Below are 21,186 nucleotides of genomic sequence, written 5' to 3'. Positions count from 1 at the left end.
CCGATGTTCCGATTCTTCGAAACCCGCATCAATCCGTACCCGAAAGGCGAGCCCAGCACGCCGCCCCGCAAGCTGCTGCCGTTCCTGCTGCACTATTCGCGGCCGCTGCTGCCGTGGCTGATCGCCATGTCGGTGCTGACCGGCGTGATCTCCGCGCTGGAGATCACCTTCTTCGACTACATGGGCCAGCTGGTCGACTGGATGGGCAGCACCGGGCGCGAGAGCTTCCTGCAGGTGCACGGGGAGAAGCTGCTGTGGATGGGTGTGCTGGTGCTGGTGGCCTACCCGCTGCTGGTGCTGGTGCAGTCGCTGGTCATCCACCAGACCATCTTCGGCAACTACCCGATGATCGCCCGCTGGCTGTCGCACCGTTACCTGCTGCGGCAGAGCGTGGGCTTCTTCCAGGACGAGTTCGCCGGCCGCATCTCGCAGAAGGTCATGCAGACCGCGTTGTCGATCCGCGAGACGGTGATGAAGCTGATGGACGTGTTCGTCTACGTCGTCGTCTACTTCGTCGGCACCGTGGTGCTGGTGGCGCAGGCCGACGTGTGGCTGGTGCTGCCGCTGGTCGTCTGGCTGGTCAGCTACCTGCTGCTGGTGTTCCACTTCGTGCCGCGCCTGCAGAAGGTCTCGATGGCGCAGTCGGATGCGCGTGCGCAGATGACCGGGCGCATCGTCGACAGCTACACCAACATCCAGACCATCAAGCTGTTCGCCCATACCATGCGCGAGCAGGACTATGCGCGTGGCGCCATGGACGAATTCATGGTCACCGTGCACGCGCAGATGCGGCTGGTCACCCAGCTGACCGTCAGCCTGCACACCCTAAACGCGTTCCTGCTGGCCAGCGTGGCCGGCGTGGCGATCTGGGCATGGCTGCAGTCGTCGATCTCGATGGGCGCGATCGCCGTCGCCATCGCGCTGGTGATGCGCATCCGCTCGATGTCGGACTGGATCCTGTGGGAAGTGGCGGGCCTGTTCGAGAACATCGGCACGGTCGAGGACGGCATGGGCACGCTGGCCCAGCCGCTGGCGATCGCCGATGCGAAGGGGGCTAAGGACCTGGAGGTCGCCCAAGGCGAGATCCGCTTCGACCACGTGAAGTTCCACTATGGCCGCGAGGCCAAGGTGATCGACGACCTGTCGCTGGTCATCAAGCCGGGCGAGAAGCTCGGCATCGTCGGCCGCTCCGGCGCCGGCAAGTCCACGCTGGTGAACCTGCTGCTGCGCTTCTACGACGTGGAAGGCGGGCGCATCCTGATCGACGGCCAGGACGTGGCGCACGTCACCCAGGAATCGCTGCGCCGGAACATCGGCATGGTCACCCAGGACACCTCGCTGCTGCACCGTTCGATCCGCGACAACATCCGCTACGGCCGTCCGGACGCCACCGAGGAAGAGCTGCTGCAGGCATCCGAGCGCGCGCATGCGGACGAGTTCATCCGCGGGCTGACCGATGCCAAGGGCCGCAGCGGCTACGACACCCAGGTGGGCGAGCGCGGCGTGAAGCTGTCCGGCGGGCAGCGCCAACGCGTGGCGATCGCCCGCGTGCTGTTGAAGGATGCGCCGATCCTGGTACTGGACGAGGCGACCTCGGCGCTGGATTCGGAAGTCGAAGCCGCCATCCAGGAGCAGTTGTATGCGCTGATGGAAGGCAAGACCGTCATCGCCATCGCCCACCGCCTGTCCACCATCGCCGTGCTCGACCGGTTGATCGTGATGGATGGCGGCCGCGTGATCGAAAGCGGCAGTCACGAGCAGCTGCTGCAGCAGGACGGCCTGTACGCCGCCCTATGGCGCCGGCAGTCGGGGGGGTTCATCGGGGTGGATGTGGAGGACGTCGAGGCGTGAATCGAACCGGTGAGGTAGGGTGGGCCTTGGCCCACCGTCGCCATGCCGGAACTTCACCGGACAACCTGCGTCACGATGAGGGTGGGCCGAGGCCCACCCTACGAGTTTCCTTCGCTCAAGCGAATCTCACGCCAACCAGCCGCGCGCCTTCGCCTTGCTCGCGTACTGCCACAGGAACAGTGCGATCAGCACCAGTACGGCCGGCATCACCAGGCCGGCCGGACCGTAGGCGGTCCAGGCGGGCGTGAGCGCGAAGGCGCCGATGATCTGCACCAGCAGCGCCAGCAGCGACACCAGCAACAGCGGGGTTGCCCAGCGCTTTTTCGCCAGCAGTCCCACGCTGCCCAGCACGCCGGCGAACACCGCGACCGCGAACACGATGTTGATCCAGCCCGGCGTGCCTTCGTAGACCGCGCGTTGCGCCTCGGGCAGCGAGGCCAGCCGTTCGGCGGACATGCTGACCTGCAGGTACCAGAACGCCACGCCGATCAGGTTCCAGACCAGCGCGAACACCGCGATGATCCAGTAGGCCAGCGAGCCTTTGGCCGTCGTTGTCGTTGTCGTCATCTTCTTCCCTCCCCAGGGCCGGTTGGTGGACCGGGGGCAGCATAGCGGCGCCGGCCGCGATACGGCCGTTACAGTCGATGCCGCAGCTCAGGCGTCGTCCTGGCCCCACGCCGCCACGTCCACCGTGCCGTCGTCGTCCACGCTCACCCGCACTTCGATCGGCCGGCAGCAGACATGGCAGTCCTCGATGTACTGCTGGTCGCCCGCCGAATCGTCCACCACCAGCGTGATGGTTTCGCCGCAGTACGGGCAGGCGATGTCGGCGGAGGGAAGATGCGGCATCAGGACGAGCCCAGCACGGTGACCGTGGCGATGCGGTCCAGCCACAGGTAATGCACGACGTTGGGCCGCTTGCTGTCGTCGATGCGCACGACGGCATTGAAGCCTTCGTGGCCGTCGGCATCCCGGAACACCTGCACGGTCGGGCGCGCAGGCACGGTGCCCGTGATCGAACCACCGTCGGCCAGCTGGATCTCCACGCTCACCTCGTCGGGCAGCTGCTGTATCAAGGCCTCCATGCGGGCGATGTCGGCCTGCCGCGTGTAAAGGTGCTGGGGTGCTTCCGTCATGGTCCACTCCCACGCGATAGGTGGCGCACCGTAGCGCCTTCGCAGTAAACGGCCGTGAACATTCAGCGCAACAGCCGCAGCACGTCCTCGGCCGCCGCCTCGGACGAGGCCGGATTCTGCCCGGTCACCAGCGTCCCATCGACCACCACATGCGACTGCCACAGCGCGCCACGCTCGTAATGGGCGCCGTTCTTCTTCAGCGCGTCTTCCAGCGAGAACGGCACCACATCGGTCAGGCCGACCGCCGCCTCCTCTTCATTGGAAAAGCCGGTCACGCGCTTGTCCTTCACCAATGGCTCGCCGAGCGAACTGCGGGTGTGACGGAACACCGCCGGCCCGTGGCAGACCGCCGCCACCGGCTTGCCGGCGGAGAAGGTCTGTTCGATCAGCCGGATGGAATCGGCATCCTCGGCCAGATCCCACATCGGGCCGTGTCCGCCGGGATAGAAGACCGCATCGAACTCGTCGTCCACCACGTCCTTCAGCCGCTGCGTCGCCGCCAGGGCGGCCAGCGCGTCGGCATCCGCGTTGAAGCGCACCGTGGCGGCGGTCTGCGCATCGGGCGCGTCGCTCTTCGGGTCCAGCGGGGGCTGCCCGCCCTTCGGCGAGGCCAGCACCAGCTCCGCGCCCGCGTCCCTGAACACGTAGTACGGCGCGGCGAATTCCTCCAGCCAGAAGCCGGTCTTGTGCCCGGTGTCGCCCAGGCGGTCATGCGACGTCAGCACCATCAGGATCTTCATGGGGGTTTCCTCTCGTGGAAGCCGCCACCCTAGCGACGACGGCGATAAGACCGGGTGATCAGTCCGCTTTCTTCACCGCATGGCCGCCGAACTCGTTGCGCATCGCCGACAGCAGCTTGTCGGTGTAGGCATCGTGTTCGCGCGAGCGCAGGCGTTCGAGCAGGGACAGCGTGATGACCGGCGCGGACACGTCCAGGTCGATCGCCTCGGCCACGGTCCAGCGACCTTCGCCCGAATCGGACACGTACGGCGCAATGCCGGCCATCGTCGGATTCTTCTTCAGCGCATCCGCGGTGAGGTCCAGCAGCCACGAGCGCACCACGCTGCCGTGCCGCCAGATCTCCGCCAGCGCGCCCAGGTCGAAGTCCATCGCCGTCTTCTTCTGCAGGATCGCGAAGCCCTCGGCATAGGCCTGCATCATTCCGTACTCGATGCCGTTGTGGATCATCTTGGCGAAGTGGCCCGCGCCGCTCGGTCCCACGCGTCCCCAGCCGGTGTCCGGCGTGGGCGCGAGCGTGGCGAACACGGGCCGCAGCAGGTCCACCGCCGCCGCATCGCCGCCGATCATCAGGCTGTAGCCCTCGGCCAGTCCCCACACGCCGCCGCTGGTGCCGCAGTCGAGGTAATGGATACCGGCGTCGCCGAGCGCGGTGGCGCGCCGCTGGCTGTCCTTGTAGTTGGAATTGCCGCCGTCGATGACGATGTCGCCGGCGGTGAGCAGCGGACGCAGCTGCGCCAGCGTGTCGTCGACGATCTGCCCGGCCGGCACCATCAGCCACACCACACGCGGTGTCGGCAAGGCGGACACGGCGTTCTGCAGGCTCGCGTGTGGCACGATGCCGCGCGCTTCGGCCTGCTGGCGGGCGGGCTCACCCGGATCGTAACCGCGCACGGCATGGCCGCCGCGTACCAACCGCTCGGCCATGTTGGCGCCCATGCGCCCGAGTCCGATCATCGCTAGTTCCATGTGTACTCCGTGGGTTGAACAGAAAGAAAAGGATGCGTCATGCCGCCGTCAGCCACGCGCGCAACACGGCGGCGGTTTCCTGCGGCACTTCCATCGGCGGCAGGTGGCCGCAGCGCGCGAACACGTGCAGCCGTGCGCCCGGGATGCGTTCGTGCATCAGATGGGTCTCCTCGGGCAGCGTCATGCGGTCGTCCTCGCCCACCCCCAGCAGCGTGGGGACGGCGATGGTGGGCAGCAGCGGCTCCGAATCCGGGCGATCGATGATGGCGCGTTGCTGGCGCACGAAAGCCGGCAGGCCCACCCGCTGCGCCATGGCCATCACGTCCTCGCCGACCACGTCGTCCACGCGGCTCTCGTGTACCAGTTGCGGCAGCAGCTTGCGGGTGACGCCCACGAAGCGGCCGGCTTCGGCCAGCATCAGGCCCGCCTGCCGCACCAGCTGGCGCTTGGGGGGATCGCGTCGCGCACTGGTGTCCAGCAACGCCAGCCGCGCCACCCGCTGCGGGGCCTGGCGCAGGATCTCGAACGCCACGTAGCCGCCCATCGACAGCGCCGCCAGCGCGAACACCGGCGGCGCCGACGCCAGCACGCGCGCGGCCATGCCGGCGACGCTGTCGTCGCGGGTCAGGTCGGCATGGTGAATGGGCGCCAGGTCGGCCAGCGCGTGGGCGGGCTCGCGCCAGAGGCGCTCGTCGCACAGCAGGCCGGGCAGCAGGAGCAGGGGGAGCGATGCCATGGCGCTTAGTGTAGTGGCCGCGCCCCGGACTGACCGCCGATCGCCACCCACGGTCCGTTCCACATCCGCAACACACCTCGCTGCGTATGCTGCGCATCCCCCTTCCACACACCGCACCCATGCACGTCCTGCTCACCGGTGGCACCGGCTTCATCGGCCACGCCCTCTGCGACCACCTGTTGCAGGGCGGCCACACGCTGACGGTGCTGACCCGTGATCCCGCCCAGGCCCGCGCGCGCCTGCCGTCCTCCGTGCGCCCGCTCGCCACACTCGACGAAGCACGCGATGTGGAAGCCGTGGTGAACCTGGCCGGCGAACCCCTGATGGCGGGCCGATGGAATGCAACGCGCAAGGCGGCCTTCCGCAGCTCCCGGTTGGCCACCACGCAGGCGCTGATCGCCTGGATGGCCCGGCAGTCGGTGCGCCCGCGCGTGCTGGTGTCCGGCTCGGCCATCGGCTACTACGGGCCGCGCGACGACGAGGCGCTGGACGAATCCGCGGCCCCCGGCGACGACTTCGCCGCCCAGCTGTGCCGCGACTGGGAAACCGAGGCGATGCGGGCCGAAGCCCTGGACGTGCGCACCTGCCGCGTGCGCATCGGCATCGTGCTGCACCCCGACGGCGGCGCGCTGGCGAAGATGCTGCCGCCGTTCCGGCTGGGCGCCGGCGGGCCGATGGGCGACGGCCACCAGTGGATGAGCTGGATCCACCGCCACGACCTGGTACGGATGATCGCCTGGCTGCTGGAAAGCGACCGTACCGGCGGCGCCTACAACGGCACCGCGCCCGACCCCGTCACCAACCGCGACTTCGCCCGCACGCTGGGCAAGGCCCTCCATCGCCCCGCCGTGCTGCCGACGCCCGCGTTCGCGCTGAAGGCCGGCTTCGGCGAAATGGCGCAGCTGCTGCTCACTGGCCAGCGCGTGCTGCCGGCGCATGCGCTGGCGGAGGGGTTCGCGTTCCGTTTCCCGACGCTGGAAAGCGCGCTGGCGGATCTGTTGCACGGCTGACGGGGTTGCCTGCGCGCCCTCCGGCGGAACGACAAGGGACCTTTTTCGGCCTCGCGACACCCGCAGTGTGGGAAGAACGGACCTTTTCCGGTCTCGCGAGACCGTTAGTGTCAGAAGAGCGGCTGGTTTTCGCCAAGGCGGGCATTCCCGCTCCGCGATGCCGGGATTCTGCGGTGCTCCATCCCGGCCTACGCTCCGTGGCACCTTCGGCGTCTGCGCCTGCGGACAGCCCGTGCCCTCGGCATCGCCTGCGGGTACGCCGTTGGCGCCGTGGCGGCGCTAGCATCGGTGCATGGATGTCGCCGCGCTCAAACGCCATTGCCGTTCCCTGCCGGGCAGCGCTGAAACGCTGCATGGCGCGCCCGCCAACATCCTGGTGTACGACGTGGGCGGCAAGCGCTTCGCCTATTTCAAGACCAGCGAGCCGGAGCGCTGGCGTTTCAGCGTCAAGGTCGCGCCGGAACGTTTCCTGGAGCTGACCGACCAGCCCGGCATCAAGCCGGCGCGCTGGCTGGGGCACCACCGCTGGGTCACGGTGGTGGACGTGTCGGCGATGCCGGCCGTCGAGCTGAAGCCCTTGGTCGCCTGGTCCTACGACTACGCCTGGAACCGGTTGACCGGGCGCCAGCGCGCAGCGATCCGGGACGAGGCATCGGGCGCAGGCGTTCCCGTCCGCTGAGCCGCCCCGCTGCCGAATGAAACCCCGTCGCACGCCGTGTCGATTCCGCCCCTGCCGGCTCGTCGCCTGCAGCAAGAGCACCCGCACGCCGCTTCGCGGCATTCCACCATCACCCACTCAAGGAGCACGACATGAATGTCAATCCCTACCTGATCCTCAACGGCGACTGCGAAGCCGCCTTCACCTTCTATGCCAAGGCCACCGGCGGCGAGCTGGGGCCGCTGATGCGCTTCGAGGGCACCGAAGGCTGCGAGGACATGCCGGCCGAGTACAAGCAGAAGATCATGCATACGCACGTGATATTCGGGCAGACGGTGCTGATGGGCTCGGACAACCATCCGGCGCATCCCTACGACGGCGTGAAGGGATGCTCGGTGTCGCTGTCGGTGGACAGCATCGCCGACGCGGAACGGATCTTCACCGCGCTGTCCGAGGGCGGCCAGGTGACCATGCCGCTGACGCAGACGTTCTGGGCCGTGCGCTTCGGCATGCTGGTCGACACGTTCGGCGTGCCGTGGATGATCAACTGCGAGAAGGATGCGTGATGCCCGGGCGGAGACATCGTGCACGCGAGGGCTCCCCTGTTCGCTGCGCTGCGACTTTCACCGGTCGCAGCGCCATGGTGTGATGCGCGGCATGTCGACGTCCCCCACCCATCGCGCGATCGATGCCGTCTGGCGCATCGAATCGGCGCGCGTTATCGCCGGCCTGGCACGCATGCTGCGCGACCTGGACCTGGCCGAGGAACTGGCGCAGGACGCGCTGGTCGCTGCCTTGGAGACCTGGCCCCGTGACGGCGTGCCGGACAATCCGGGGGCCTGGCTGATGACCACCGCCAAGCGCCGCGCGATCGACCGTCTGCGCCGGCTGCAGTTGCTCGACCGCAAGCACGAGGAACTGGCACGGGAACTGGAGGACGTGCAGGAAGACCGCCGCGCGCGCGACGAGGACGCGCTGGACCACGACATCGACGACGACCTGCTGCGGCTGGTGTTCGTGTCGTGCCATCCGGTGCTGTCGATGGACGCACGCGTCGCGTTGACGCTGCGCCTGCTGTGCGGCCTAGCGACGGACGAGATCGCGCGCGCGTTCCTGACCTCCGAGCCCACCGTCGCGCAACGCATCGTGCGCGCCAAGCGCACCCTGGCAGAGGCCGACGTGGCCTTCGAGGTCCCGCGCGGCGACGAACTGCAGGAGCGCCTGGCGTCGGTGCTGGGCGTGGTCTACCTGGTGTTCAACGAAGGCTATTCGGCCACCAGTGGCGATGACTGGACACGTCCGGCGCTGTGCGAGGAGGCGCTCCGCCTGGGACGCGTGCTGGCCGCGCTGGCCCCGCGCGAACCGGAAGTGCACGGCCTGATCGCGCTGATGGAAATCCAGGCCTCGCGCCTGCATGCCCGTCTGGGCAAGGACGGTGCGCCGGTGCTGTTGCTGGAGCAGGATCGCAGCCGCTGGGATCGCCTGCTGATCCAGCGCGGACTGGAGGCGCTGTCGCGCGCCGAACGGCTGGGCGGCGCGTTCGGCCCCTATGCCCTGCAGGCCGCCATCGCCGCCTGCCATGCCCGCGCCACTACCGCCGAAGCGACGGACTGGACCCGCATCGCGACGCTGTACGCCGCGCTGGCACAGATCGCGCCATCGCCGGTGGTGGAGCTCAACCGCGCGGTCGCGGTGTCGATGGCCACCGGCCCGGCCAGTGCTCTGCCGCTGGTCGATCGCCTGCTCGACGAGCCGGCGATGAAGCAGTACCACCTGCTGCCCAGCGTGCGCGGCGACCTGCTGTTCAAGCTGGAGCGTCGCGAGGAAGCGCGTGCCGAGTTCGAGCGCGCGGCAGCGCTGACCCGCAACGCACGCGAACAGGCGCTGCTGCTGGCGCGTGCGCGCGACTGCGTTACCGACTGATCCGGCACGCGCCCGCGGCGCGCACGCCGCCCGCTCAGTCGGCCGGGCCCAGATAGTCCAGCTTGCCCAGAGGCACGCCGTTGTGGCGCAGGATCGCGTGCGCCGTGGCGGCGTGGAAGAACAGGTTGGGCAACACGAAACCGAGCAGGTAGCCGCGGCCGTCGAAGTTCAGGTCGCCGCGCGCGCGCGCGGAGAGGGTGACGGCGCGCGTCTCGCTGCCGGCGAGCGCCGCGTCGTCGAACGTGCCAAGGTAGGCGGCCACCGCCTCCAGGCGCGCGTACAACTCGTCGAAGGTGGTTTCGACATCCTCGAAACGGGGGGATTCCACGCCGGCCAGTCGCGCGGCACCGAACTTGGCGGTGTCGGTCGCAATCTGCACCTGCCGCACCAGCGGCAGCATGTCCGGATACAGGCGCGACTGCAGCAGCACGGTGGACTCGTAGCCTTGCGCACGCGCATGCGCTTCTCCCTTCTCGAGCGCATGGCGCAGGTTCCGCAACGCACGGAGGAAGACGGGGACGGAGATTTCGTACATCGATAGAACAGCGCTCATGGGCAGGATCACCGGACTCGGGGACGAGGAGCATAGTCCGGCCCCGGCACGCTGATTAGCCGTCCGCGACGGGAGAGTGCATCCCGCCGCAGGCCGTGATGGTCCGCGCCCGCTTCGCGCGCCTGCGCTAGCATCGTCGCCTCGCCCTGGAGCCCGCCATGCCCGACTGGACCGATTTCCTCCGTGATGTGCCCGACTTCCCCAGGCCCGGCATCGTGTTCAAGGACATCACGCCGGTGCTGGCGGACGCCTCCGCCTTCGCCGGGGCGATCACGGCGATGGCGCAACCCTGGCGACACACGTCCATCGACGCGGTGGTGGGCGTGGAGGCGCGCGGATTCATCCTGGGTGCCGCGCTGGCACGTGAGCTCGGCGTGGGTTTCGTGCCGGTGCGCAAACCCGGCAAGCTGCCTGGTGCCACGCTGTCGCTGGACTACGGACTGGAATACGGCCGCGACCGGCTGGAAATCCACGTCGATGCGATGCGCGCCGGCGCGCGCGTCATCGTGGTGGACGATGTGCTGGCGACCGGCGGCACGCTGAAGGCGGCCGTGCAGCTGGTCGAGCAGCAGGGCGCGGTGGTCGTCGGTACGGGCGTGCTGGTGGAACTCGGCTTCCTGGGCGCGCGCGCCGCCTGGGACCACGGCGCACCGTTGCACGCCACAGTGGTCTACTGACGCTTCCTAGCAGCGCCAGTGGGCCGGATCACTCGGCGACGCGGGTGACGTAGGCGCCGGTGGCGATGATCTGGAAGGTGTCGTTGTCGATGCGGCGCACGTGGCTGCCGTCTTCCAGCACGTAAGCGGGCGCCCGTCGGGTGTCGTGAGGGGAAGCAGCGGCGTCATCGCCGCGATGGAGCTGGATGCGGCAGCGACGGCCGGAGGCGTCCTGCGCCATGAAGACATGGGTCGTCATGAGTAGTTCCTCGTATGAAGAGAGGACGCACGAGGATAGGCCTCCGCGTGTTAAGCGTGTGCAAGCCGCGCGCCTGTGATTGCTGGGGCGGTATGCACAAAAACGAGGGGGAGGCATTGCACCTCCCCCTCTGGCGCCATAGCGCGAAGCCGGCCATGTGTCGGGCATGGACGGCCATGGGTGCGCTCCAATGGGGTTGGAGCGGCCCACCTAGCCGCCGACGGGGGAACGCCGACGGATAGACAGATGCGGGGAATGTGCGGCGGCCAGCGTGGTCCGCCGCCGATCATCCCCGCGTGTTCAACGAAAATCTTCCTATCCCTATTCGCATCGCGATACGGGATACAGGACATCATTCAGGAGGCGCGCATCGCCCGGCTGAGATGCTTGGTGTTGTTGCGGTGCAGGTAGCGCTGGATCAACGCATGCAGGTCGAGGGCGCGCTGGTCCTGCTTGTCGAAATGCGCCAGCACCTGGTTCCAGTTGCCATCCTGTGCCCAGCGGATGAAACGCACGTAGATGCCATGCCAGGAACCGAAATCGCGCGGCAGGTCCGACCAGTAGGCGCCGGTCTGTGCGACCCACAGCACGGCCTCGATGAAGCGGCGCGCGTTGCCGCCATGGCGGGCGCGGGCGCCCACGCGGCCGGGCAGCGCATGCATCAGCTGCTTCCATTCCTCGGCGGTGAGCCGCTGCATGATCGGCCACTGGCTGATGGCACGTGGCCCGATCCCCTGCGGCAGGTTCCACTGGGCCGGCAAGCCCTCCATGCCCGGGATTTCAGGGGACGCAGGGTCCTTGTCGCGTACGGGATCGGCCGCGCCTTCATGCTCCATGTGCCGACCTCCGCTGGACCGCCGTGATGTTTCCGCTTCTCACCGGCCTCCGCGCCGGAGCCACCGCACAACCGACCTTCTTCAAACTCCGCATGACATCCTCTTGTGGATCCTGCTCTTCGATACACTGCCGTCCGTTCACCTCGCCCGTGCGCCTCCTGCGTTCCCGCGACGGCGCCGTGAAGCCGCTATTACGGCTTGCATGACGGTCGCGGACGGGTCGAATATGTAAGGAACGAGATCGTGACAGTGGGCACATTCCGGACATGAGGGACCAGCGAGACAGCGGCGAAGCACAGCCCGGCGCAACGCCCATGCCCGGAGCGCTGGATGTCGCCGCGATCCCGCCGCCGGATCCGGACTCCGTCACCCAGTTGCTCGGCGAGGTCGAGAAGGGGCAGCCCGGCGCCTGGAACCGCATTTACGCGCTGCTGTACCGGGACCTCCACCAGATCGCCCGCTCGCAGATCCGCCAGCAGCGGCGCGGCCATGTGCGTTCGCCCACGTCGTTGATCAGCGAAACCTGGCTCAAGCTGGCGAGCGCCGACTTCAGTGTGGAAAACCGCGCGCATCTGGTGGCGCTGGTCGCGCGCGCCATGCGCTTCGTGTTGCTGGACGAGGTACGGCGCGCGCTCGCCGAGAAACGTGGCGAGGGCATGGACCTGCTGCCGCTGGATGAAACCACCGAACCGGGCCAGAGCCCGCGGCTGGAACAGCTGCTGATCCTGGACCAGGCCCTGAACGATCTGGCCAACCTGGATGCCCGCCTGGCGCAGGTGGTGGAGATGCGCTACTTCGGCGGCCTGAGCGAACTCGAGATCGCCGGCGTGCTCAAGGTGACCGAACGCACCGTGCGCCGCGACTGGCGAAAGGCCCGCGCGTTCCTGTTCAGCCACCTCGGTGACGGCGAGTTGCCCGACCCGCTCTGAGTCGCGCCGCCATTTCCGGGCGATGACGCGTCCGGAAATGCCATCGGGAACCGAAAGCTCCTGATGTGCGCGAACACTACGCCCGCCTCCCATGCCCCCGGCCCGCCTTCGGCGACTTGCCGCGACGGGCGTGGGGAAGGCGCCGGACGATGGCCACGGGGCGCGAATGAAGCAGGCCCGGGCCCTGGCGATGTTCCTGTTCGACACCTACTCCGAGATGGTGGACGAGGATCAGGCCTCGGCCCTGGCGACCCTGCAGACGGTCGATCCGACCGTCCATGACGCCCTGGTCCAGTTGCTGGTCGCCGACGCGCTGGCACATGACCTCGACGTACCGCCCTGGCTCGGTGTGGCAACCCCTGCCCTGGCCGGTGAAGACACGGCGCAGGACACCCCGGCCCCGCCGGACGACGGCTGCCGCTGACCCGGCGTCAGGGACCCTCCGAACAACGCGGCTGTTGTTCGTCATTCAGACCTTCCTTGCAGCGGCGCCCCTGCTGGCGCCACCGGATGCGCAGGCCCGGCATCCGAGCCTGCCCGCACCTACCGCACTGTGCCGGCCATCGCATTCCGTATCACATTCAGGAAGGCACTCGATCACTGTCCCGTGCTGAATGTGACGCCGGCGCACGGAACTGCGACGGCGTTAGCAGCCGCCGCCCCCGGCGGTCTCGCTAGCATGGTGGCCCGCCCCCACCGTCCGTCCATGGAGTGCAGATGACGACCCACGCCGCCGCCGCTTTCGCCGGCCTCTGGCAGCTGTTGCCCGAGCAGTGCGACTACCAGCTCGGGCACGCGCCCCGGCGTGGGCATTACCGGCTCGCCTGCGCCGACGATGGCGCGCTGTCGATCGCGTCCGAATGGTTCGGCAGGAACGGCAAGCGCCACCAGGCGGCGTTCGATGGCCGCGCCGACGGCGTGCCGTACCCGTACCACGACACGCCGCACGCCGACGCCCTGAGCTTCGAGTCGGTGTCACCCACGCAGCTGCACTCCACCACCTGGCATGACGGCCAGGAAGTGCAATGGTCCGAACGCGAACTGATCGACGCGGACACGCTGGTCATCCGCATGCGTGGCCACCTCAGCGATGGCCGCAGCTACACCAACGTCGGCGTGTTCCGCCGGCAGGACAGCTGACCCACGCGCTTGGGCGCGAAAAAAAGGGCGCCCCGGGGCGCCCTTTTCGTTTCGCTGCCGGGCCGGTGTCACCCGGCACCACCGCGACTCAACGCGTCTGCACGCAGTTCTGCAGCCACAGGACGCGCTTGGCGTCGTCGTAGCGCAGGAACTGGCCCTTGAACGTCACCTTGTCGCCCTTGCGGAAGGTCAGCACGTTGGCCAGCTGGTTGGGCCTGAACAGGCACGCCACGCCCACGCGCGGCTCGTTGTCGCCGGGAACCTGCAGAAGACCGGCACCCTGCTGCGGGATCTCGAACGAGACGTTGTAGTCCTCACCGTCCTCCTGGATGTAGTCCACGCGCCCGCGCAGCGCATAGTGGCGTCCCTTGTGGCGCGCCGTCACCGCCAGCGCGTTGCCCTTGGCCTCGCGGGCGATCTCGCGCGAGAACACGTAGACGTCCTTCACCGTCACGTCGGCATTGTTCTGCGTCTTCGCGCCCTGTGCCGCGGCCGCGCGACCCTCCTTGCCGCCCTTGATCCTGACGAGGATCTGGCACATGTACGGACGCATCGCGTCCGCCTTGGCGATCTGGCCCTTCTCGGTCTTCACCGTCATCTGTACGACGGCGGCGCCGCCTTCTTCGCTGACGTTGATCAGGGTGGGAATCGCGCGCGTTGCGCCGGTGGAGCGCTGCTCGACCAGCATCGTGCCGGTGTCGGCGTCCTCGGTGATCACGTCCATCTTCTCGCTGATCATCACGCCGCGCAGCTGCCCCATCGCGTCCTTGACCGACAGGTCCTGCACCGTGATGCGGCTGGAGAAGTCGGTGCCGGAGAAGATGCTGCCGGACTTGCTGAAATTGTCCTCGCATTCACCCGCGATGGCGGCGGGCGCCATGCTCGACAGGGCGAGCGCGATGGCGGCAAGTAGCTTGTAGGTCATGTGGTCCTCACAGAGTGGAAATAGCGGGCATCCCGGATTACTCGCGTGGCGCTTCCCGCCTGGCAGCGTCCGTGCCCGCGCCATTCTGGCAAGCAGGAACGCCCTCTCACAAGCGCCGTCTCGTTTCGCCAGACACGGAGCAGACGGGTTTCCAGGGGGCGACGCGTGCCCCAGCATTCCGCATGTCCGTGAAACAACCATCAAATGGAGGGCAGCGAAGCGCATTCCCGGTTGACCCTGCGGGCGCGCCGGGCGACCCTTTCCGCATGACACACCCGCCCCGCGCGGCAACGCCCCTGCCTCCGCCCTTCGACCGATGAGCCGCCATCCCTTGCCCGCCTGGCTGCAGGAATGGGCCGTCATGGCCGTCCCGGTGGCGCAGGCGCTCGCCATCCTGGTCGCCGCCTGGCTGCTGCTGCGGCTGCTGCGCATCGTGGTGCGGCGCATCTGCGACCATTACAAGCTTCCGGCGCAAGTGGCGGTCAGCGCGCGACGGCTGCTGGGCGTGCTGGTCTACGTGTCGGCATTCATGGCGGCGCTGGGCCAACTGGGGGTGTCCGGCAGCGTGCTGTGGACCGCGCTCACCGGCTTTACCGCCGTGGCCGCCGTCGCGTTCTTCGCGGCGTGGAGCGTGCTGTCCAACATCTTCTGCAGCGTGCTGATCCTGACCACGCGGCCGTTCCGCGTGCACGACCACATCGAAGTGCTGGAGAACGGCGACAAACCGGGGCTGCGCGGTCGCGTGATCGACATCAACCTGCTCTACACCACGCTGCTGGAAGAAGATGCCCTGCGCGGCGACACCGTGCTGCAGATTCCCAACAGCCAGTTCTTCCAGCGCACCACGCGGCGCTGGCGCTCGGGCGCGCCGCCGACGGCGTCCTCGCCCGAGTAACGCGCGCTGCCGCGCTCAGGCAGCGGCGGCCAGCGGGCGGGACGGTGTCCGCAGCTCCGTCCTGAACACCGCAACGGACGCCGACAACGCCTGCGCCTGTTCTTCCATCGAACGTGCGGCGGCGGAGGCCTCTTCCACCAGCGCGGCATTTTGCTGGGTGGTCTCGTCCATCTGCACGATGGTCTTGTTGACCTGTTCGATGCCGGCACTCTGTTCCTGCGAGGCCGCCGAAATCTCGGCCATGATGTCGGTCACGCGCTGCACGCTGGCCACGATCTCGGCCATGGTCGCGCCGGCCTGGTTCACCAGCACCGAACCATCGGACACCTTCTCCACCGAGTTCTCGATCAGGCCCTTGATCTCCTTGGCGGCATTCGCACTGCGCTGCGCCAGCGTGCGGACTTCCGAGGCGACCACGGCAAAGCCACGGCCCTGTTCGCCGGCCCGCGCCGCCTCCACCGCCGCGTTCAACGCCAAAATGTTGGTCTGGAAGGCGATGCCGTCGATCACCGAGATGATCTCGGCGATCTTCCGCGACGACTGCTCGATCTGCGCCATCGTCTCCACCACGCGCTCCACGGTGCTGCCCCCGTCGGACGCCACGGCGGCCGCGCTCACGGCCAGTTGATTGGCCTGGCGTGCCGCGTCGGCGTTGTGGCGCACGGTGGAGGTCAGTTCTTCCATCGAGGCGGCGGTTTCCTCCAGGTTGGCCGCCTGCTGTTCGGTGCGGCGTGCCAGGTCGCTGTTGCCGGCGGCGATCTCGCTGGCGGCGGTGTTGATGGTGCCGGAGGCCTGCTGGATCCGGCCCACGATCCCGGTCAGCTGCTGCACGGTGGCGTTGGCATCATCGCGCATGCGGGCGAACACGCCGTGGAAGTCGCCTTCCATGCGCGCGGTCAGGTCGCCGCGGGCGACGGCCTTGAGCAGTTCCGAGACTTCGGCCAGGTTGCCGTCGGTGGTTTCCATCAGGCGGTTGAGGCCTTCCACCATGGCGCGGAAGTCGAACTGGTAACGCTCCGCATGGCCGCGCTGGCCGAACTCGCCGGCCGCGGCCGCGCGCGCGAGGCCGGTGATCTCGTCGTTGATCGCCGACAGGTTCTGCTTGGTGGTGCGCATGGCGTCGGTCAGCGCGGCCTTCTCGCCCGGCAATGCCGCCATGTCCGTCGACAGGTCGCCCACCGCGTAGCGCTGCATCAGGTCCACCAGCTGCTGCATCACCGCCAGGTGCGAGGCCACCAGCGCATTGGTGTCGCGCACCATGCGGCCGTACTCGCCGGGAAAGCGCGCATCGTCCATGCGGTAGCTGATCCTGCCTTCGTCGTGCTGCCTCGCCATCTCGCCCTGTTCGGCGATGACGTCGCGCAAGGTGGTCGTCATGACCTGCATGGCTGTGCCGAGCTGGCCGATCTCGTCGCCACTGCGCAATGCCACTTTCAGGTCCAGGCAACCCGCCGCCACCGCGCGCGCAGACGCGGCGGCGTCGATCACCGGGCGGATGACCGAGCGACGGATCCACCATGCCAGCAGCAGCACCAGCACGACGGCCGCCGCCACCGACAGCACGGCGCAGGTCACCAGCGTGCGGCGTGCTTCCTGCGAGCGCGCGACCACAGCTGCCTCGGCGATCGTCTTGGTCCGCGCCACCAGCGCTTCCAGCGTCTTTCCCAGTTGCCGGTCCATGCCCTTGACCAGATTGTCGCCGGTCTGCGTGTCGTAACCGGCGGCGGCGAACTGCGCCAGCGCCGCGCGGTAGTTGCCTTCCAGTTCGCGGTGCTGCGCGGCGAAATCCGCCGCCAGACGGCGCGCCTGCGGATCGGCGATCCCGCTCGACAGATCCTGCGCCAGCGCGGCGACCTCGCGGCCCTTGGCATCGAAGGCGGCCACGTACTTGGTCCGCTGTTGGTCGTCGTGGCCGCGGATCAGGATGTTCTTCCACTCCTGCACCTGCACGCGGAAATCGCGGCTCAGGCGCTCGCCGTCGGCGGCCTGCGCCACCTGCACCTGCACGTCGGTGGACAGGCTGAGCCAGGCCGAGCCCAGTCCCGCCAGCGCGCACAGCAGGATGACGGTCAGTCCCAGGGTCAGGGCACCCAGCAACTTGGTCTGCAGGCTGAGGGAACGGGAGGCAGATGACGAAGACATGGCGATGGCACAGCGATGAGGAGAAGGCATCGTCATAACGGCGCGCCACGCCGGAAATTGACGGAGCGCGGCCGCGGCTCTTCGTTTCGGGAACGGCTGCCTCTTTATTTCATTTTGATGACAGTGCCGCAGCTGCGGCGCGGCACGCTGTCAGCGCTGTGGTTCGCAGACGATGTCGGCAACGCTGGTGTGCGCACGCAAGGTCTGCCGCGCCCACGCATAGAGCAGCAGGCCAGCCACGGCCATGGCGGCGCCGACGTAACCGGTCGACGTCCAGCCGTAGCCGGCGGTGATCGCCATGCCGCCCAGCCACGGGCCGAGCGCGTTGGCAGTGTTGAACGCGGCATGGTGCGAAGCGGCGGCGAGCGTCTGCGCATCGCCGGCCACGTCCATCAGGTGCGATTGCAGGATGGGCCCCAGTGCGCCCATCAGGCCGATCATCACCGTGGCCAGCAGGATCGTCGGCAAGCTGTTCGCCAGCAACGGGAACAGCAGCAGCGCCGCCATCGCCCAGGCCAGCACCATCCACGCGCCGCGCAGCTGGAAGCGGTCCGACAGCCAGCCGCCGACGAAGTTGCCGATCACCCCGCCCACGCCAAAGCCCGCCAAACCCAGCGGGATCCACGCCGGCGACACGCGCGTCACCTCCAGCATCGTCGGCGCGAGGTAACTGAAGACCGAGAACATGCCGGCAAAGCCGATCGCGCCGATCGCCAGTGCCTGCCATACCGGCACACGGTTGAAGGCGCGTAGTTCGTCCAGCGGCTTCGGTTTGAGGCCATCGATGCCCGCCGGCAGCCAGATCGCCAGGAGCAGCGCTGTGCCCATTGCGACGAGAGCGACCGCTGCGAACACCCAGCGCCAGTCGATCAGCTGGCCCAGCCAGGTCGCCAGCGGGTTGCCGATCAGGATGGCCAGCGTCAGGCCCAGCATCACCAGGCTGATCGCGCGGCCGCGCCTGTTCGGGGGACTGATCGCCACCGCGGTCAGCGCGGCGACACCGAAGTACGCGCCGTGCGGCAGGCCGGCGATGAAGCGGAACACCAGCAGGCTTTCGTAGGTAGGCCCGAGCGCACTGGCCAGGTTGCCGACGGCATAGAAGCCCATCAGCGCGAGCAGCAGGGTCTTGCGCTTCCAGCCCGCACCGAGGATGGCCAGCAGCGGCGCGCCGACCACCACGCCTAGTGCATAGGCGCTGATCAGGTGCCCGACCTGCGGCTCGGTCACGCCCAGCGACGCCACCATGTTGGGCATCAGCCCCATGCTGGCGAACTCGCTGGTGCCGATGGCGAAGCCGCCCAGCGTCAGCGCGAACAGGATCAGGCCGACCTGGCGCGGGGTCAGCGTCTCGGTGACGGAAGGGAGGGAAACAGGGGGCGGGGCGACATCCATGCGCCATTATGCTGCACCGCAACAGCAGCGTCGACGCCGCGGGTGGAACGCAGCGGCCGGGTCAACGTGGCGCCACCCGGAACGGCAGATTGGCGTACGCCGCGTGACCGTGGCCGTCATGGACTTCGACGAACAGCCGGTAGTCGCCCGGCGCCGCCGGCGCGGTGAAGGTCATGCCGCCGTGGCCGTCTTCCTGCATGGACAGCGCCACCTGCGGCGGCACGTCCTCGCGGTCGCCGCCGATGCTGGTCGCCGTGCTCTCGTGCAGCACGGTCCAGCGATAGCGCAGCGGATCGCCCTCGGGATCGCTCGCTTCGACCTGTGCCGCATACGACGCGCCGGGCGCCAGCACGATGCTGTCTATCGCCACGCGACGGTCCAGCCGCAGCGGCCGGATCGACGGCGCGCGATTGTCGGGCCAGGCACCGGTCCACACGTACTGCATGGCATCCACCGCCGGCGTGCTCTCGCCGCTGGGCAGAAACAGGCCGTACCACGTGGGCGTGCGCTCCTGCTTGTTGCCCCACAGGAACACGTACGAACCGAGCCCCTGTTTGGTGTCGGCGGCGATCACCTGTTCGTAGCGTTGCTGCAACAGCAGCGCCTTGCGCGACGCGTCATCCTCGATCGGCGCCTTCCACGTGGTCAACGGGCTCTCCCAGTGCCCGGTCGGGCCCCATTCGGTGACTACGTACGCGCCCGTCCAGCCACTGCTCGCCAGCTTCTCCGGCAGCGCACCGATGTCGCCGTACAGCTGGATGCCGATGAGATCGAGCGATGGCGCGCGCGTCTTCAGCAGATCAATGAGCTTCTTGTCGAAGCCCGCGAGCGTGGTCATCACCGGATGGTGGGGATCTTCACGGTGGATCATGTCGGCGATGCCGTCGACGGCATTCCATACCTTGGGGTTGCTGTAGTGCAGGTTGAGCTCGTTGCCGACCACCCACATCAGCACGGCGGGATGGTCCTTGTAGAGGTTCACCTCGGCGCGGATGCGGGCGAGTTGCGCCTTTACCGCCGCCGCGTCGTCGTAGTCGAAGCCGTGGCGCTCGTTGCCCACCTCGATGCCCATCGCCACCTTCAGTCCGTTGCGCTGCGCGCGGTCGAGCATCGCGCGTACCTTGGCCTCGTCCATGCCGGTGCGCCACGTGCGGAACGAATTGCCTCCGCGGGCGGCCAGCGCTTCCTGCCCGTCGCCGCTCATGCCGGCCCCTTTCACCCGGAACGGCTCGCCATCCACGCGCATCACGTACGCACCCGCTTCCTGCACGATGCGGACCTGGGACGGCGCCGCGAGGGCCCAGGCGGGCGCGGCCAGGGCGAGGATGGACACGAACAGGCGCTGCAGCATGCGGGCGTTTTCCGGTCATCGAGGACGGGGGGCATGATGCCACGCACCGCGTCGCCGACTGCGGCAGCGCTAGAATGCCGGCATGAACACCATCCTGATCCCCGTTTCCATCGGCGAACTGGCCGACAAGCTGACCATCCTCGAGATCAAGGCCGAGCGCATCGACGATGCCGGCAAGCGCGCGCACGTGCAGGTCGAACTGGAGGGCCTGCGCACGCTGTGGGAACCGCTGGTGCTCGCGCAGGCGGAACTGTCGGCGATGAAACAGGACCTGCGCGCGATCAACGAGCGCATGTGGGACGTGCAGGATGCATTGCGTGCGAAGGAAGCCGCGCAGACCTTCGACGACGAGTTCGTCACCCTCGCCCGCGCCGTCGCCCAGCGCAACGGTGAGCGCATCACGGTGAAGAACGCCATCAACCGCCTGGCCGGCTCGCGCTTCATCGAAGAGAAGCAGTACCAGGCCTGAGCACCGCCCGCCCAGGCGGGACGACAGTTCGCGGATGGTCGGGCCAACGTCGCATGCCGGTCGTCGGCGATACACGAAAAAGAAGGCCCCTACGTGCGGGACCTCCAGCGTCTCATTGCGGGTGGTCGCCGATCACCCGGCCTGAGCGTCTGCCGGCGAAGGTTCGCCGCTGAGCGCGCGCGGAGGCGGCTGCCCACGTTGCGGCGAGCGTCGTCCGGGCTCTTGCCCTTGCCGGACATCTTCACGTCGTACACCCCCAGCGACGATGACATCAAGTCGCCAACGAGCGCAATCTCGGTGACGGAGGCACGCTGGTTGAGATGCGCGATGCGAAGGACGCGAGGCCGCAGCAGATCCAGCGCCTGCATGTCCCGCTGGAATGCCTCCATCCCGAGGTCGCGCGCCATCAGGCCACGGTGCTGCATCCCTACGTTGGTCGCGGTGCGACAGAACGCCTCGGATCTCTCACCTCTCTTGGGCAGGCTGCGCCGGTGCTCCGGCGTCATCGAGACCAGAGCCTCCAGTGCCGCTTACAGCTCGGTGATGACGCTGTCCATACGCGCCAGGCTGTCGGTGCCGACCATCATATCCACCAGGGTCTGCGTCATTGCGTGTCCT

Annotated in this window: 25 protein-coding genes; 11 read left to right on the top strand and 14 right to left on the bottom strand. The window is 68.2% G+C overall.

Features of this window, described 5'->3' with window-relative positions; translation table 11 throughout:
* Window positions 1-3 precede the first annotated feature (3 nt).
* On the top strand, window positions 4-1,851 hold the full coding sequence (locus tag ASD77_RS08500) for an ABC transporter ATP-binding protein (protein ID WP_055939934.1): 1,848 nt from the start codon (window positions 4-6) through the stop codon (window positions 1,849-1,851).
* Between the two features lie 126 nt (window positions 1,852-1,977).
* On the opposite strand, the gene ASD77_RS08495 is transcribed toward ASD77_RS08500, so the two are convergent.
* From ASD77_RS08495 to ASD77_RS08470, 6 genes are all read right to left on the bottom strand, one after another.
* On the bottom strand, window positions 1,978-2,418 hold the full coding sequence (locus tag ASD77_RS08495; protein ID WP_055939932.1) for a hypothetical protein: 441 nt from the start codon (window positions 2,416-2,418) through the stop codon (window positions 1,978-1,980).
* 87 nt (window positions 2,419-2,505) lie between these two features.
* Window positions 2,506-2,700 (bottom strand): CPXCG motif-containing cysteine-rich protein, encoded by a 195-nt coding sequence (locus ASD77_RS08490; protein ID WP_055939930.1) that lies wholly within the window; start codon window positions 2,698-2,700, stop codon window positions 2,506-2,508.
* On the bottom strand, window positions 2,700-2,987 hold the full coding sequence (locus ASD77_RS08485; RefSeq protein WP_055939928.1) for a DUF3247 family protein: 288 nt from the start codon (window positions 2,985-2,987) through the stop codon (window positions 2,700-2,702). Before ASD77_RS08485 ends, ASD77_RS08490 begins: the two co-directional genes overlap by 1 nt.
* A 62-nt stretch (window positions 2,988-3,049) precedes the next feature.
* Window positions 3,050-3,727, bottom strand: coding sequence for a type 1 glutamine amidotransferase domain-containing protein (locus tag ASD77_RS08480; RefSeq protein ID WP_055939926.1), 678 nt, complete (start codon window positions 3,725-3,727; stop codon window positions 3,050-3,052).
* A gap of 58 nt (window positions 3,728-3,785) precedes the next feature.
* On the bottom strand, window positions 3,786-4,694 hold the full coding sequence (gene gnd, locus ASD77_RS08475) for a phosphogluconate dehydrogenase (NAD(+)-dependent, decarboxylating) (RefSeq protein ID WP_055939924.1): 909 nt from the start codon (window positions 4,692-4,694) through the stop codon (window positions 3,786-3,788).
* Between the two features lie 37 nt (window positions 4,695-4,731).
* Entirely contained in the window at window positions 4,732-5,430 is a 699-nt protein-coding gene (locus ASD77_RS08470; RefSeq protein WP_055939922.1) for an alpha/beta hydrolase, read from the bottom strand.
* 119 nt (window positions 5,431-5,549) lie between these two features.
* Between ASD77_RS08470 and ASD77_RS08465 the strand changes: the two genes are divergently transcribed.
* From ASD77_RS08465 to ASD77_RS08450, 4 genes are all read left to right on the top strand, one after another.
* The gene (locus tag ASD77_RS08465; RefSeq protein WP_055939920.1) at window positions 5,550-6,440 is read left to right on the top strand and encodes a TIGR01777 family oxidoreductase; all 891 of its coding nucleotides are present in this window, start codon (window positions 5,550-5,552) and stop codon (window positions 6,438-6,440) included.
* 292 nt (window positions 6,441-6,732) lie between these two features.
* Window positions 6,733-7,119 carry an MmcQ/YjbR family DNA-binding protein gene (locus tag ASD77_RS08460; protein ID WP_055939918.1) on the top strand — a complete coding sequence of 129 codons (387 nt, stop codon included), beginning with the start codon at window positions 6,733-6,735 and terminating at the stop codon, window positions 7,117-7,119.
* A 131-nt stretch (window positions 7,120-7,250) separates the two neighbouring features.
* Window positions 7,251-7,664 carry a VOC family protein gene (locus ASD77_RS08455; RefSeq protein ID WP_055939916.1) on the top strand — a complete coding sequence of 138 codons (414 nt, stop codon included), beginning with the start codon at window positions 7,251-7,253 and terminating at the stop codon, window positions 7,662-7,664.
* A 91-nt stretch (window positions 7,665-7,755) separates the two neighbouring features.
* Window positions 7,756-9,021: an RNA polymerase sigma factor gene (locus ASD77_RS08450; RefSeq protein WP_055941196.1), complete on the top strand. Its 1,266-nt coding sequence runs from the start codon at window positions 7,756-7,758 to the stop codon at window positions 9,019-9,021.
* Between the two features lie 34 nt (window positions 9,022-9,055).
* Here ASD77_RS08450 and ASD77_RS08445 read toward each other — a convergent pair whose 3' ends face one another.
* Window positions 9,056-9,574 carry a DUF1993 domain-containing protein gene (locus ASD77_RS08445; protein WP_055939914.1) on the bottom strand — a complete coding sequence of 173 codons (519 nt, stop codon included), beginning with the start codon at window positions 9,572-9,574 and terminating at the stop codon, window positions 9,056-9,058.
* 158 nt (window positions 9,575-9,732) lie between these two features.
* On the opposite strand from ASD77_RS08445, the gene ASD77_RS08440 reads away from it, so the two are divergent.
* Entirely contained in the window at window positions 9,733-10,251 is a 519-nt protein-coding gene (locus tag ASD77_RS08440) for an adenine phosphoribosyltransferase (protein WP_055939912.1), read from the top strand.
* A 28-nt stretch (window positions 10,252-10,279) separates the two neighbouring features.
* Here ASD77_RS08440 and ASD77_RS08435 read toward each other — a convergent pair whose 3' ends face one another.
* Both ASD77_RS08435 and ASD77_RS08430 read right to left on the bottom strand, forming a co-directional pair.
* Window positions 10,280-10,489 (bottom strand): hypothetical protein, encoded by a 210-nt coding sequence (locus tag ASD77_RS08435; protein WP_055939910.1) that lies wholly within the window; start codon window positions 10,487-10,489, stop codon window positions 10,280-10,282.
* 356 nt (window positions 10,490-10,845) lie between these two features.
* On the bottom strand, window positions 10,846-11,325 hold the full coding sequence (locus tag ASD77_RS08430; RefSeq protein WP_055939908.1) for a transposase: 480 nt from the start codon (window positions 11,323-11,325) through the stop codon (window positions 10,846-10,848).
* Between the two features lie 266 nt (window positions 11,326-11,591).
* On the opposite strand from ASD77_RS08430, the gene ASD77_RS08425 reads away from it, so the two are divergent.
* The 3 genes from ASD77_RS08425 to ASD77_RS08415 all read left to right on the top strand — a co-directional run bounded on the left by ASD77_RS08425 (window position 11,592) and on the right by ASD77_RS08415 (window position 13,394).
* Complete coding sequence (locus tag ASD77_RS08425; RefSeq protein ID WP_082563185.1) at window positions 11,592-12,254, top strand: ECF-type sigma factor; 663 nt, start codon at window positions 11,592-11,594, stop codon at window positions 12,252-12,254.
* Between the two features lie 166 nt (window positions 12,255-12,420).
* The gene (locus ASD77_RS08420; protein ID WP_055939903.1) at window positions 12,421-12,678 is read left to right on the top strand and encodes a hypothetical protein; all 258 of its coding nucleotides are present in this window, start codon (window positions 12,421-12,423) and stop codon (window positions 12,676-12,678) included.
* A gap of 293 nt (window positions 12,679-12,971) precedes the next feature.
* Window positions 12,972-13,394, top strand: a complete 423-nt coding sequence (locus ASD77_RS08415; protein WP_055939898.1) for a hypothetical protein — start codon at window positions 12,972-12,974, stop codon at window positions 13,392-13,394.
* 88 nt (window positions 13,395-13,482) lie between these two features.
* Here ASD77_RS08415 and ASD77_RS08410 read toward each other — a convergent pair whose 3' ends face one another.
* Window positions 13,483-14,319, bottom strand: a complete 837-nt coding sequence (locus ASD77_RS08410) for a hypothetical protein (RefSeq protein WP_055939896.1) — start codon at window positions 14,317-14,319, stop codon at window positions 13,483-13,485.
* Between the two features lie 316 nt (window positions 14,320-14,635).
* Between ASD77_RS08410 and ASD77_RS08405 the strand changes: the two genes are divergently transcribed.
* Entirely contained in the window at window positions 14,636-15,214 is a 579-nt protein-coding gene (locus ASD77_RS08405; RefSeq protein ID WP_055939894.1) for a mechanosensitive ion channel family protein, read from the top strand.
* A 15-nt stretch (window positions 15,215-15,229) separates the two neighbouring features.
* Here the strand turns inward: ASD77_RS08405 and ASD77_RS08400 are convergent, their stop codons facing one another.
* The 3 genes from ASD77_RS08400 to ASD77_RS08390 all read right to left on the bottom strand — a co-directional run bounded on the left by ASD77_RS08400 (window position 15,230) and on the right by ASD77_RS08390 (window position 20,099).
* On the bottom strand, window positions 15,230-17,356 hold the full coding sequence (locus ASD77_RS08400; protein WP_055939892.1) for a methyl-accepting chemotaxis protein: 2,127 nt from the start codon (window positions 17,354-17,356) through the stop codon (window positions 15,230-15,232).
* A 150-nt stretch (window positions 17,357-17,506) separates the two neighbouring features.
* Complete coding sequence (locus ASD77_RS08395; RefSeq protein ID WP_055939889.1) at window positions 17,507-18,748, bottom strand: MFS transporter; 1,242 nt, start codon at window positions 18,746-18,748, stop codon at window positions 17,507-17,509.
* A gap of 61 nt (window positions 18,749-18,809) precedes the next feature.
* Window positions 18,810-20,099 carry a glycoside hydrolase family 2 TIM barrel-domain containing protein gene (locus ASD77_RS08390; RefSeq protein WP_055939887.1) on the bottom strand — a complete coding sequence of 430 codons (1,290 nt, stop codon included), beginning with the start codon at window positions 20,097-20,099 and terminating at the stop codon, window positions 18,810-18,812.
* A gap of 82 nt (window positions 20,100-20,181) precedes the next feature.
* On the opposite strand from ASD77_RS08390, the gene ASD77_RS08385 reads away from it, so the two are divergent.
* Entirely contained in the window at window positions 20,182-20,568 is a 387-nt protein-coding gene (locus ASD77_RS08385; protein ID WP_055939885.1) for a DUF6165 family protein, read from the top strand.
* Between the two features lie 89 nt (window positions 20,569-20,657).
* Here ASD77_RS08385 and ASD77_RS08380 read toward each other — a convergent pair whose 3' ends face one another.
* Window positions 20,658-20,975 carry a hypothetical protein gene (locus tag ASD77_RS08380; RefSeq protein WP_162247617.1) on the bottom strand — a complete coding sequence of 106 codons (318 nt, stop codon included), beginning with the start codon at window positions 20,973-20,975 and terminating at the stop codon, window positions 20,658-20,660.
* Window positions 20,976-21,186 lie beyond the last annotated feature (211 nt).

It is taken from the genome of Pseudoxanthomonas sp. Root65 (assembly GCF_001427635.1).
Taxonomy (GTDB): Bacteria; Pseudomonadota; Gammaproteobacteria; order Xanthomonadales; family Xanthomonadaceae; genus Pseudoxanthomonas_A.
Note: the sequence above shows the minus strand (reverse complement) of the source record. Positions and strands in the feature narration are given on the sequence as shown.